At 59.9% G+C, this 13,211-nt stretch carries 10 protein-coding genes; 6 read left to right on the top strand and 4 right to left on the bottom strand.

Annotated elements, in window-relative coordinates:
- Nucleotides 1-157: 157 nt before the first annotated feature.
- Nucleotides 158-3,052: a ribonucleoside-diphosphate reductase subunit alpha gene (locus ACZ89R_RS25770; protein ID WP_429547686.1), complete on the bottom strand. Its 2,895-nt coding sequence runs from the start codon at nt 3,050-3,052 to the stop codon at nt 158-160.
- 734 nt (nt 3,053-3,786) lie between these two features.
- On the opposite strand from ACZ89R_RS25770, the gene ACZ89R_RS25775 reads away from it, so the two are divergent.
- Nucleotides 3,787-4,509, top strand: a complete 723-nt coding sequence (locus tag ACZ89R_RS25775; RefSeq protein ID WP_427625958.1) for a response regulator — start codon at nt 3,787-3,789, stop codon at nt 4,507-4,509.
- Nucleotides 4,506-6,116 carry an ATP-binding protein gene (locus tag ACZ89R_RS25780; protein ID WP_429547685.1) on the top strand — a complete coding sequence of 537 codons (1,611 nt, stop codon included), beginning with the start codon at nt 4,506-4,508 and terminating at the stop codon, nt 6,114-6,116. Before ACZ89R_RS25775 ends, ACZ89R_RS25780 begins: the two co-directional genes overlap by 4 nt.
- A gap of 144 nt (nt 6,117-6,260) precedes the next feature.
- Here the strand turns inward: ACZ89R_RS25780 and ACZ89R_RS25785 are convergent, their stop codons facing one another.
- Both ACZ89R_RS25785 and ACZ89R_RS25790 read right to left on the bottom strand, forming a co-directional pair.
- Entirely contained in the window at nt 6,261-6,986 is a 726-nt protein-coding gene (locus ACZ89R_RS25785; protein WP_429547684.1) for a 4'-phosphopantetheinyl transferase family protein, read from the bottom strand.
- 217 nt (nt 6,987-7,203) lie between these two features.
- Nucleotides 7,204-7,995, bottom strand: coding sequence for a dienelactone hydrolase family protein (locus ACZ89R_RS25790; protein WP_429547683.1), 792 nt, complete (start codon nt 7,993-7,995; stop codon nt 7,204-7,206).
- A 147-nt stretch (nt 7,996-8,142) separates the two neighbouring features.
- Between ACZ89R_RS25790 and ACZ89R_RS25795 the strand changes: the two genes are divergently transcribed.
- The 4 genes from ACZ89R_RS25795 to ACZ89R_RS25810 all read left to right on the top strand — a co-directional run bounded on the left by ACZ89R_RS25795 (nt 8,143) and on the right by ACZ89R_RS25810 (nt 11,816).
- Complete coding sequence (locus ACZ89R_RS25795) at nt 8,143-8,745, top strand: hypothetical protein (RefSeq protein WP_123495872.1); 603 nt, start codon at nt 8,143-8,145, stop codon at nt 8,743-8,745.
- A 188-nt stretch (nt 8,746-8,933) separates the two neighbouring features.
- Nucleotides 8,934-9,611: a response regulator gene (locus ACZ89R_RS25800; RefSeq protein ID WP_429547682.1), complete on the top strand. Its 678-nt coding sequence runs from the start codon at nt 8,934-8,936 to the stop codon at nt 9,609-9,611.
- Nucleotides 9,608-10,954: an ATP-binding protein gene (locus tag ACZ89R_RS25805; protein ID WP_429547681.1), complete on the top strand. Its 1,347-nt coding sequence runs from the start codon at nt 9,608-9,610 to the stop codon at nt 10,952-10,954. Before ACZ89R_RS25800 ends, ACZ89R_RS25805 begins: the two co-directional genes overlap by 4 nt.
- A 502-nt stretch (nt 10,955-11,456) precedes the next feature.
- Nucleotides 11,457-11,816: a DUF6124 family protein gene (locus tag ACZ89R_RS25810; protein WP_429547680.1), complete on the top strand. Its 360-nt coding sequence runs from the start codon at nt 11,457-11,459 to the stop codon at nt 11,814-11,816.
- Between the two features lie 221 nt (nt 11,817-12,037).
- On the opposite strand, the gene ACZ89R_RS25815 is transcribed toward ACZ89R_RS25810, so the two are convergent.
- A complete protein-coding gene (locus tag ACZ89R_RS25815; RefSeq protein ID WP_429547679.1) occupies nt 12,038-13,051 on the bottom strand; it encodes an AraC family transcriptional regulator in 1,014 nt (337 codons plus the stop codon).
- Between the last annotated feature and the right edge of the window lie 160 nt (nt 13,052-13,211).

Consider the following 13,211-nt stretch of genomic DNA (forward strand, 5'->3'; position numbering starts at 1 on the left):
CAGCTCCTACCCAGGTATTGCGTACCTGTAGGAGCTGTCGAGCGAAGCGAGGCTGCGATCTTTTGACTTAAAGCAGGCAAAAGAAAACCCCCGACCAATCCAGAGGACTGATCGGGGGTTATCGAGGTAAGCGCCTCTCAGCGCTCACCGGCTCAGCTTATTGGCAGGCTTCGCAATCCGGCTCGTCGATGGCGCACGCCTTCGGCACTGGAGCAGGGCCGGCAGGGGCTGCCAGGACCGAGTCGTCACCGTGGTTGCCGCCGCTGGAAACAGCGTTCAGCTTACCGGTGTTGATGGTCGACTTCTCGGTGCTGGTCGCGGCCAGGGCACGGAGGTAATAAGTGGTTTTCAGACCACGGTACCAGGCCATGCGGTAGGTCACGTCCAGCTTCTTGCCCGAAGCGCCGGCGATGTACAGGTTCAGCGATTGGGCCTGGTCGATCCACTTCTGACGACGGCTGGCCGCGTCAACGATCCACTTGGTGTCCACTTCGAACGCAGTCGCGTAGAGCTCTTTGAGTTCTTGCGGGATGCGCTCGATCTGCTGCACCGAACCGTCGTAGTACTTCAGGTCGTTGATCATGACCGAGTCCCACAGACCGCGAGCCTTGAGGTCGCGAACCAGGTACGGGTTGATCACGGTGAATTCGCCCGACAGGTTCGATTTCACGTAGAGGTTCTGGTAGGTCGGTTCGATCGACTGCGATACGCCAGTGATGTTGGCGATGGTCGCGGTCGGTGCGATGGCCATGATGTTGGAGTTACGAATACCTTTCTGCACACGGGCACGAACCGGTGCCCAGTCCAGGGTTTCGTTCAGGTCAACGTCGATGTACTGCTGGCCACGCTGTTCAATCAGGATCTGTTGCGAATCCAGCGGCAGGATGCCTTTGGACCACAGCGAACCCTGGAACGTCTCGTAGGCGCCGCGCTCGTCGGCCAAGTCGCAGGACGCCTGGATCGCGTAGTAGCTGACTGCTTCCATCGACTTGTCGGCGAACTCGACGGCAGCGTCGGAACCGTAAGGGATGTGCTGCAGGTACAAAGCGTCCTGGAAGCCCATGATGCCCAGACCGACCGGACGGTGCTTGAAGTTGGAGTTCTTCGCTTGTGGCACCGAGTAGTAGTTGATGTCGATAACGTTATCGAGCATGCGAACGGCGGTGTTCACGGTGCGTTCCAGCTTGGCGGTGTCCAGCTTGCCGTTGGTGATGTGGTTCGGCAGGTTGATCGAGCCCAGGTTGCAAACGGCGATCTCGTCCTTGTTGGTGTTCAAGGTGATCTCGGTGCACAGGTTCGAGCTGTGAACCACGCCCACGTGCTGCTGCGGGCTGCGCAGGTTGCACGGGTCTTTGAAGGTCAGCCATGGGTGGCCGGTTTCAAACAGCATGGACAGCATTTTGCGCCACAGGTCTTTGGCCTGGATGGTCTTGAACAGCTTGATCTTGCCTGGGTACTCGGACAGGGCTTCGTAGTACTCGTAGCGCTCTTCGAAGGCCTTGCCGGTCAGGTCGTGCAGGTCCGGCACTTCGGACGGCGAGAACAGGGTCCACTTGCCGTCATCGAAGACGCGCTTCATGAACAGGTCAGGGATCCAGTTGGCGGTGTTCATGTCGTGGGTACGACGACGGTCATCACCGGTGTTCTTGCGCAGCTCGATGAACTCTTCGATGTCCATGTGCCAGGTTTCCAGGTAGGCACACACAGCGCCTTTGCGCTTGCCACCCTGGTTAACGGCGACGGCGGTGTCGTTCACCACTTTCAGGAACGGTACAACGCCCTGGGATTTGCCGTTGGTGCCCTTGATGTACGAGCCCAGTGCACGAACCGGCGTCCAGTCGTTGCCCAGGCCGCCAGCGAATTTCGACAGCATGGCGTTGTCATGAATCGCGTGGTAGATGCCCGACAGGTCATCCGGCACGGTGGTCAGGTAGCAGCTCGACAGCTGTGGACGCAGGGTACCGGCGTTGAACAGGGTCGGGGTCGAGGACATGTAGTCGAAGGACGACAACAGGTTGTAGAACTCGATCGCACGGTCTTCTTTGTTCTTCTCTTCGATTGCCAGGCCCATGGCCACGCGCATGAAGAAAATCTGCGGCAGTTCGAAACGCACGCCATCCTTGTGGATGAAGTAACGGTCGTACAGGGTTTGCAGGCCCAGGTACGTGAACTGCTGATCGCGCTCGTGGTTGATTGCCTTGCCGAGTTTTTCCAGGTCGAAGGACGCCAGAACCGGGTTCAGCAATTCGAATTCGATACCTTTGGCGATGTACGCCGGCAGCGCCTTGGCGTACAGATCGACCATTTCGTGGTGAGTCGCGCTCTCGGCGACGCCCAGGAAATTCAGGCCTTCGGCACGCAGGGTGTCCATCAGCAGGCGGGCAGTCACGAACGAGTAGTTCGGCTCACGCTCGACCAGCGTACGGGCGGTCATCACCAGAGCAGTGTTGACGTCGGTCAGGGCCACGCCGTCGTACAGGTTCTTCAGGGTTTCGCGCTGGATCAGGTCGCCGTCGACTTCTTCCAGACCTTCGCACGCTTCAGTGACGATGGTGTTCAGACGACCCATGTCCAGAGGTGCAAGGCTGCCATCGGCGCGGGTGATGCGGATCGACGGGTGAGCCTGTACCGCGTCCTCGGCAGGGGCGCGTACAGCGCGTTCCTTGGAACGGGCGTCGCGGTAGATCACGTAGTCGCGGGCAACTTTCTGCTCGCCGGCACGCATCAGGGCCAGTTCGACCTGGTCCTGGATTTCTTCGATGTGGATGGTGCCGCCCGATGGCATGCGACGCTTGAAGGTGGCGGTGACTTGTTCGGTCAGGCGGGCAACGGTGTCGTGGATGCGCGACGAAGCGGCAGCGGTGCCGCCTTCAACTGCAAGAAACGCTTTGGTGATGGCGACGGTGATTTTGTCATCGGTGTAAGGAACGACAGTCCCGTTTCGCTTGATCACGCGCAGCTGGCCAGGCGCGGTGGCGGACAGATCCGAATTCGAATCGGCGGCCTGCGGCAAGGTGCCCTGCGGGTTCTCGCGAGTTGTGTCGGTTTGCATGGGGGGTTGTCTCCACATTCTCTATGTTTGTTTGGGCACCATCACGGTGCCCACCGTTCTGTCCTGAAGCACTACAACCGACGTGGCGTCGGGCATAACAACTTCGGGACAGTAGGAAAAAGGCTAATGATGCCGCTTCCTTGCCGAAGTCTTTGGCCGCGAGCCGGGGCTCGAAACCGGATTCCTTTCTGGGGTGCCAGTTTTGACTGCAACACCCGTACCGTTCTGGCTGTTCTGGCCTGAAAAAACGCTGCCATCCGCGCATGCGGTTTGGGCTTGTAAAATCGTGCTTGGTTCAACCATAAACAGGCAATAAAGCACTTGAGTTTCTGGTCTGAAATGTGGTTGGGCTTTTAAGCTAAAACCCTACATGTAGGGTTTTTTTAGCGCCGAGGTACAAGATAATGCGTTTTTGAGGGTGTTGCAACGTACTACCTGTGGATAAACCTGTGCGTAAATTGTGTGTGAAAGGTGGAACGAGCGTGTAGGCCGCGACCTAGCTGGAGCGGACCGTTTTTCACTGATTTTCAGCGATTGAAAACAGTCGTTCGGATTTTTAAGGGCGCGAACCCTATCACAAAAAACCGCTGTGTCCGAACGCATTTACCCGCTTGTGTTCCAGACGTGCGCCGTTTATACAATCGGCCAATGCAGATGCATTCTTATCCTCCCCAATCATTACAAAAAGACGGGCGGATCCTTTCTTAAAGTGATGTTGGCAAGCAGAGGTCACCGTGGAGCAAGAAGTCTGGCAGGTATTGATTGTCGAGGACGACCAGCGTCTGGCCGAACTGACTCGCGACTACCTCGAAGCGAATGGCCTGCGCGTCTCGATCGAGGGCAACGGCGCCCTTGCCGCGGCACGCATCATCAAGGAGAAACCGGACCTGGTGATCCTCGACCTGATGCTTCCTGGCGAAGATGGCCTGAGCATTTGCCGCAAGGTTCGCGACAAGTATGACGGCCCGATTCTGATGCTCACCGCACGCACCGATGACACCGATCAAATCCTCGGCCTCGACCTCGGCGCGGATGACTACGTCTGCAAACCGGTTCGCCCACGCCTGCTGCTGGCGCGCATCCAGGCCTTGTTGCGGCGTAGCGAAGCGCCTGAAGCAGCCCCGGAAAAACAGCGGCGTCTGCAGTTCGGCCCGTTGGTGGTGGACAACGCGTTGCGCGAGGCCTGGCTGCATGACAAAGGCATCGAGTTGACCAGCGCCGAGTTCGATTTGCTCTGGCTGCTGGTGGCCAACGCCGGGCGTATTCTGTCTCGCGAAGAAATTTTCACCGCGCTGCGCGGTATCGGTTATGACGGCCAGGACCGCTCCATCGACGTGCGCATCTCACGCATCCGCCCGAAGATCGGCGATGACCCGGAGCATCCGCGGCTGATCAAAACCATCCGCAGCAAAGGCTATCTGTTCGTTCCCGAAGCCTGCGCAGACTTGTCGCTGTGAACTCGATCTTCCTGCGCATTTATGGCGGCATGTGCGCGGCGCTGATTCTGGTGGCCGTGCTCGGCGTGCTGGCCTTGCACCTGCTTAACCAGGTGCGCAGCGAGCAATACCGCGAGCGTCTGGCCCACGGCACGTTCTCGTTGATGGCCGATAACCTGCATCCGATGAACGAAACCGAGCGTCACCGGGCCTTGCTGGTATGGGAGCGCTTGCTCGGGATTCCGTTGGCGCTGAAGACATTCCCCCAGACCGACCTCGACCTGACCCAGCGCACCCGCGTGCTGCGCGGTCAGGCACTGGTGGAACAGACCGGCCCGCACGCGGCAAAGGTTTACCGCTTGGTCAGCGACAAGGAACAACTGGTGCTCACCGGGGAAGTCCAGCAGATCAGCGAGCAACTGGCGCGAGCGACCATTTACCTGTTGGCCGATGAACTGGTGCGCTACCCGGTGGCCGAGCAGCCCAAGCGTCTGGCGCAGTTAAAGGAAGAGAAGGGTTTCGGCTTTGATCTGCGGCTGGTCACGATCGATCAGGCCGACATGGACGAAGATCAGAGCCGCCGCGTATCCGAAGGCGACACGGTGATGGCGCTGGGCAAGGGCGGCGATTCCATCCGGGTGTTTGCCGGCATGGTCGGTACGCCGTGGGTACTGGAAATCGGCCCGCTGTATCAGATGAATCCTTATCCGCCCGAGTGGCTGGTGCTGATCGCGGCCCTCGGCCTGAGCCTGATTGGTTTGATTGTCTATCTGTTGGTGCGTCAACTGGAGCGCCGTTTGCGCGGGCTGGAAGCCGCTGCCACGCGCATCGCCAAGGGCAGCCTGGAAACCCGCGTACCGGCACGCGGCGCGGACTCGGTGGGGCGCCTGGCCTCGGCGTTCAACGGCATGGCCGAGCACTTGCAGCAATTGTTGGCGATTCAGCGAGAACTGGTGCGTGCCGTGTCCCATGAACTGCGCACGCCGGTCGCGCGTTTGCGTTTTGGCCTGGAGATGATCGGCTCGGCCACCACGCCTGAGGCGCTGGAAAAATACCGCGAAGGGATGGACCACGACATCGAGGACCTCGATCGGCTGGTCGACGAGATGCTCACCTATGCGCGGCTGGAGCAGGGTTCGCCAGCGCTGAATTTTCAGCGGATCGATCTGGATGCATTGGTCAATCAGGTGATCGAAGAACTGGCGCCGTTGCGCGCCGAGATCACGGTGCAGCGTGGTTTGTGCCTGTCGGCCGCCGATTGCGACGACGCCTGGGTCGAGGCCGAGCCACGCTACCTGCACCGGGCGTTGCAGAACCTGGTGAGCAACGCCATGCGCCACGCCCATTCACGGGTGACCGTCAGTTATCAGGTCGGACAGCAGCGCTGTCGGGTCGATGTCGAGGATGATGGGCCGGGCGTGCCGGAAACGGCCTGGGAGAAAATCTTCACGCCCTTCCTGCGCCTCGATGACAGCCGCACTCGCGCTTCGGGCGGGCATGGGTTGGGGTTATCGATTGTGCGGCGAATCATCCATTGGCATGACGGGCGAGCATTGATCGGCAAAAGCAAAAGCCTGGGCGGGGCCTGTTTCAGTTTGAGCTGGCCGAGGAATCAGGAGCGGCGTTGAGATTGTAAGTGTATTTGAGGGCCTCATCGCGAGCAGGCTCGCTCCCACATTGGATCGCCTGTGAACACACAATTTGTGAACAACAGAGATCAACTGTGGGAGCGAGCCTGCTCGCGATGAGGCCAGAATGACCGCTACACATCCTCAGGCCTTGATACTGACCAGACTCAACAACTGCCCATCCATCACTGCAAATTGCGCATCCAGCTCAGTGCCGCTACGCCATTCACCGGACAGGTCAGTCAGCAACCGCAACCGCACTTCACCGCCCGCGCTCCACTCCAGCACTTCGGCGTGTTCGAAATAGAAGCGCTTCTGGACAATCGGGTAGAGCGCCTTGAACAGGCTTTCCTTCACCGAAAACGTCAACGTCACCAGCATTGCCAATTGATCGCCAGCCCCGGCAGCCATGCGCTGCAACTCAGGCCCGGTGAGAATTTCCCCGGCCAGGCGTTCGGCGCGCTCTGCGTCGAGCAGGTTTTCCAGGTCCATTCCCAAGCCACGCCAATGGGCTTTGTTCGCGACTATTGCTGCGGCCCGGCCAGTGCTGTGGGTGATCGAGCCGGTGATGTGCGTCGGCCATACCGGTGCGCGGTCTTCGCCGATGGCCGGGATGAAACTCAGCCCTTCCAGTTGTTGCAACGCCGCCCGAGCGCAGACTCGCCCGGCGAGAAACTCGGCCTGGCGCTTGGCCACCGAACGCTGGATGCTCGCGGGCGGCTCGATGGCGCTGCGCTGGAAGTCATCACTGGCCAGTTGTTTGGTATCGAAGTGGGTGCCCAGCAGGACTGTATCGGCCAGCACAAACGGCAGCGGCCAATGGGCGTCGAGTGGGGTGCAGCAGGCGGGTAGGGCGGGGACGGGATTCATGACCGGCATTTTGCAGTCTGGCGCGATTGCTGGGTAGTGGCAGCACGGCTTTTGTGGCGAGGGAGCTTGCTCCCGCTCGGCTGCGAAGCAGTCGTAAACCGGTGAATGCGGTGTGTCTGAAAAAACGTGATTGCCGGATTTGGGGCCGCTTCGCAGCCCAGCGGGAGCAAGCTCCCTCGCCACAGGGAGCAATGCTCGGCTCAGTGCTGTCGGTGTGTCAGCTAAATATCTTCTTGAAAAACGCCTGCATGTCCGCCCAAGACTTCTCATCCGCGGTCTTGCTGTAACCAATGTCCGGCCCGCCGTGGTCGCCATGGCTCAGACGGTCCGCCTCGGGATTGCTGAACCCATGCTTGGCGCCTTCGAGGGTGACGAACGTGTAGTCGGCTTTGGCCTTGTCCATTTCCGTCTTGAACGCCGCCACGTTTTCCGCCGTGACCATGCTGTCCAGAGCGCCATGCTCCACCAAGACTTTCGCCTTCACACTGCCAGGCGTCGCTGGCGTATTGGTCACCAGCGCGCCGTGGAAACTCACCACGCCTGCCAGCGGCAAGCCCTGGCGTGCTGCATCCAGCACCACCTTGCCGCCGAAGCAATAGCCGATGGCCGCCAGTTTGTCCGGATCGGTTTGCGGTTGTTTCTTCAGCAAGTCGAGCCCGGCCTGAAACCGCGCGCTGGCTGCTGCGCTGTCCTTCAACGCTGCTTGCATGAAGGCCATGGCGTCCTTGGCGTGTTCGGTGTTCTTGCCGTCGCCAAACATGTCGATCGCCAGCGCGCTGTAGCCCAGACCGGCCAGATCACGGGCGCGGCGCTTGGCGTAGTCGTTGAGGCCCCACCACTCATGCACCACCACCACGCCCGGGCGCGGGCCTTTGATGGCGTCGTCGTAGGCGTAATAGCCGATCAGCTTGGTGCCGTCGGCACTCTGGTAGGGAATTTCCTGGGTCTGGATGGCGGCCTGGCTGACCCCGCTCAGAGCCAGTAACACGAGGGCGAGGAACACACGCATGATCAAATCTCCATATTAAGAATCGTGAGAACAGCGTAGTCGATTTGATTCAGCTCAGGTTCAGAGTGCGTTCAGGGGCAGTACAGGGAGGGGGCAGTAACCTTGCCCCGTACCCAAAAAGCACATAGCGCATGAGGAAACTCCCCAATGACTACTTTTAAAAAACTGCTTCTGGCTTTCACCGTGATGGGCGCCAGTGTGGCGGCCCACGCCGACACCACCAATTTCGCCGGCCTGACCTTTGGCCAGACCAGCGACAAGGTTAAAAAATCCAGCGCCCTGAACGACAACCTCAACCACCCGAACGCCGACGGTGTGATCGGCAAGGACAACACCTGGGGCGTGCGTCTGGGCCAGCAAGACAGCAAGGGTCGCTACTACGCCACTTACGACAACGTATCGGGCTCGCACAATGGCATTAAACTGCGTCAGGAAAACCTGCTGGGCAGCTACGATCTGTTCTACCCGGTGGGTGGCAGCACCAAACTGTTCGGCGGTGCCACGGCTGGTTTGACCAAACTGACCCAGGATTCGCCAGGCTTCAGCCGCGACAGCGACATCGGTTACGCCATTGGCGGCCAGGTCGGTGTATTGCAGCAAGTTTCGCAAAACACCTCGGTCGAGCTGGGTTACCGTTACCTGCGCAGCAACGCCAGCACCGAGATGAGCGAGCGCGGCGGCAGCAAACAGGGTTCGCTGGACTTGACCAGCAGCGCCCAGACCTACCTGTCCGCCAACTACGCTTTCTAAAAAGCGTTTCGCAGCCAGTCGGTTAAGCCGCGCAACCTGTGGGAGCGAGCCTGCTCGCGATGACGGCGGTACCTTCAGCATTAATATTGGCTGACCCACCGCTATCGCGAGCAGGCTCGCTCCCACAGGTCGCCCTGTCAGCCATTGAAGTTTGTTTTTGGAGATGTTGATTTGCCCAGGAGAGCGTTATGAAATTGCTGGTCGTCGAAGATGAAGCGCTATTGCGCCATCACCTGCAAACCCGCCTGACGGATAGCGGCCATGTGGTCGAATCCGTGGCCAACGCGGAGGAAGCGTTGTACCAGGCCGAGCAGTTCAACCATGACCTGGCGGTGATCGACCTCGGTCTGCCGGGCATGGGCGGGCTCGATCTGATTCGTCAATTGCGCTCCCGGGGCAAGACATTTCCGATCCTGATCCTCACCGCGCGCGGCAACTGGCAGGACAAAGTCGAAGGCCTCGCCGCCGGCGCCGACGATTACGTGGTCAAGCCATTCCAGTTCGAAGAGCTGGACGCCCGGCTCAATGCCTTGCTGCGCCGCTCCAGCGGTTTCACCCAGTCGACCATCGTCGCTGGCCCCTTGCTGCTCGATCTCAATCGCAAACAGGCGTCCCTCGATGAACAACCGCTGGCGCTGACCGCCTACGAGTACCGGATCCTCGAGTGCCTGATGCGCCATCATCAGCAAGTGGTGGCCAAGGACCGCTTGATGGAGCAGCTCTATCCGGATGACGGCGAGCGCGATCCGAATGTGATCGAAGTGCTGGTCGGCCGCTTGCGCCGCAAACTCGAAGGCCCGGCCGGCTTCAAGCCGATCGATACCGTGCGTGGCCTTGGCTACCTGTTTAATGAGCGCTGCACTTGATTCGTTCCCTTCGCGTCCGGTTGATGCTCGCCGCCACCCTCCTGGCGGTGTTGTTCATGCTGGCGTTGCTGCCGGCGATGCAGGGCGCGTTCAGCCTGGCGTTGCAGGATTCCATCGAGCAGCGCCTGGCGTCGGACGTCACCACGCTGATCTCCGCCGCCCGGGTGGAAAACAACACCCTACAGATGCCGACGCAGCTGCCCGATGAGCGCTTCAACCTCACCGACAGCCGTTTGCTCGGCTACATCTATGACCGCGAAGGTCATCTGGTCTGGCGCTCGAAAGCTACCCAGGAAGAGAAGATCAACTACAAACCGCGTTACGACGGACGCGGTAACGAGTTCGCAAGGATTCTCGAAGCCAATGGTGAAGAGTTCTTCGTCTATGACGTCGAGGTCAAACTGCTGGGCGGCCAAAGCGCGGCGTTCAGCATTGTCGCGTTGCAACCGGTGCGTGAATACGAAATCACCCTCGAAGGCCTGCGGGAAAACCTCTATCTGGGCTTTGGCGCAGCCTTGCTGGTGTTGCTCGCCTTGCTGTGGATCGGCCTGACCTGGGGCTTGCAGGCGTTGCGCCGGCTGAGCCAGGAGCTGGACCAGATCGAAAGCGGCACCCGGGAAAGCCTCAGCGAACAACACCCGCGTGAATTGCTGCGCCTGACCGGCTCGCTCAACCGTTTATTGCACAGCGAACGCGAGCAGCGCAGCCGTTATCGCGATTCCCTCGACGACCTGGCCCACAGCCTGAAAACCCCGCTGACGGTGTTGCAAGGGGTCAGCGAAGACATGGCCCAGAAGCCGCAAGAGCGCGAGCAGGCCTGGGTGCTGCAAACCCAGATCGAACGCATGAGCCAGCAGATCGGCTATCAACTGCAACGTGCGAGCCTGCGCAAAAGCGGCCTGGTGCGTCATCAGGTACGCCTGCGCCCGGTGCTGCAAAGCCTCTGCGACACCCTGGACAAGGTCTACCGCGACAAACAGGTGCGGGTCGCTTTCGATCTGCCCGATCAGTGTTATGTGCCGATCGAACAAGGCGCCTTGCTGGAAATGATGGGCAACCTGCTGGAAAACGCCTATCGCCTGTGCCTCGGCGAAGTGCGCATCAGCGTGCGCGAAACCCTCAGCGGGATTGAGTTGTGCGTCGAAGACGACGGCCCCGGCGTGCCACCGGACCAGCGTGCGCGGATTTTGCAGCGGGGTGAACGGCTTGATCGTCAGCATCCGGGGCAGGGGATCGGGTTGGCGGTGGTCAAGGACATCATCGAAAGCTACAGCGCCAAGCTGACGCTGGGGGATTCGCCAATGGGCGGGGCGGCGTTCCGGATTCATTTTCCGGTGGTTTAACGATTGGCTGGGCTGGCCTCATCGCGAGCAGGCTCGCTCCCACAGGGGGATTGGCTGTGAATACGGTATTTGTGAACGCCAAAGATCCAATGTGGGAGCGAGCCTGCTCGCGATGAGGCCGATACAGCCACCACAAGTCTTGGTGTCAGACTGATAAACAAGCACTGTTTAAACGACACTTCCAGATACTCTCCCAGGCTACACATTCTTGCGCCGCTGCCTACGACTACGCCAGAATCCGCCGGCTAGTGCGCCTGGGGCGTGGGCTATATCGTTTCCCTGTCGCTGAAAAACAGCGATCGGGTTTGGTAGCCCGGGTCTCTATTCGCAAAGCACTACCTTTTGCTGAGATGTTTCGTCTCGTCTTTATGGTGGTCATGCGCAGGGCGCCTTCGGGCGCGCCGTTTTCCTAGAGCCCGGTCTACCAACCTGCGTCTGGCCACCACCCTTCGTTTGGTAGCGAGAGTGATGGCTCCTTTAAAGTGCTTTAGGAGTTTCATCCATGTTCAAACCAACGCCAAATCCTCCGGAAACCGATCCGACATCCCCCTACGAATCCCTCGATTCGAAAAAACTCAACGAAGCCGCCGACCGCGCCCTCGATTACTACCTCAAACCGGACATTCCCAAAGACACCAAGCGCAAGCCCAGCACCATTTACCATGTCGGTGCCGAGGTCGATAACGAAACCCTGCTGGTCAACGCCTGCGAATCCCTGGCGTCAGCGAGCATGATGCTCAGTGAATTCGCCGGATTGATGGACATGCCACATCGCAACATGATGCTGGGGATTCAATCGGTGGTCATGCTCGACGAGCTGGCGGTGAACCGGGTGCTGGATAATTTCGACCCGCGAGGCTAGCCAGAAAAAGCAAAAGATCGCAGCCTTCGGCAGCTCCTACATGGAATTGTGTTCGACCGCGATAGGGCGGCGAGAATCTATTGTGTTCGACCCAGTATGGTGGCGAACATCGAACCTGTAGGAGCTGCCGAAGGCTGCGATCTTTTGATCTTGAAGCTCGATGGCAATGGGGCTTGGGAGCGGGCTTGCCCGCGATGAGGTCAGTCAGTTCAACCCAAAAATCAGTTCTCCTGGGCTCGATAAGCCCCAGGCGTAAGGCCAGTCCACTTCTTGAACGCCCGGTGAAACGCCGACGGCTCGGAAAACCCCAACTGCTCGGCTATCTGTTGCAACGACAGATCCGCGCGCCCCAGGTGATAAATCGCAATGTCCCGCCGCAACTGGTCCTTCAATTCCTGAAAACTCGTGCCTTCTTCGCGCAAATGCCGCCGCAAGGTTTGCGGGCTGATGTGCAGGTGCGCGGCCACGGCTTCCAGGTCTGGCCAGCGCGCGCTGTCGCGGCTGAGCAAGCGCCGCAACTGGCTGCTCAGGCTGTCGCCTTCGTCGGGGCGCGATAGCAGGTCGGCGGGGGAGCGCTCGAGAAAGTGCTTGAGGGTTCGTTCGTCCTGCAACAGCGGCATGTTCAGGTAGCGACTGTGAAACAGCAGACTGCTTTGCGCCGTCGCGCTCTTTACGGTGGAAAAGCTCAGCGGGCAGGAAAACAGCAAGTCGTATTCGGCCCCGTGTTCGGGCCTCGGGTAGCTGAACGTGGCCTGCTCCAGGCGAATGCGCTGGCCGATCAGCCAACTGCCGAACCGATGCCAGATCACCAACAGGCTTTCGCTGAGGAAGTGGTCCGGGTCCCACAGCGACGAATCGTCCAGGCTCAGGCGAACCCTGTCGCCTTCGTGGCTCAGTGTCAGACGCGGCGCGCCGGGGAACAGGCTGTAAAACAATAAACCGCGATTGAGCGCTTTCTCCAGCGTGCGGCAGTGGATCACCGCATGGCACATCATCGCGAAGCTGCCGGGTTTGCTCGGGGCCTGCCCGAAGCCCAGGTATTCGTCGTCCAGGGCCAGCCACAGCCCCTGGATCAATCGAGCGAACTGCTCGGGCGCGATTCGGGCGCGCGGCTCCTCGAGCAGCTCGGGGCTGATCCCCAGTTGCTGCAACAGACTCCAATAGTCGTAGCCATGCCGACGCGCACCACCGAGGGCGGCGCGGGCGAAATGGCTGGCGATGGTGCGTTCGCGCATAGGGGGCAGGTCCGTCCACTGAGCAATGGATGGTAGCGGTGCCTGTCGAGAATGAACAAGGCGGATATCCGCCAAATTGCAGGACGAGGTTTGGCTGATGGGCGGAAATCCGCCACATCGTTGTGACGGGTTAGTGCCCCAAAAAACCTGTAACCCTTGA

The sequence above is a fragment of the Pseudomonas sp. TE3728 genome (genome assembly GCF_056279145.1).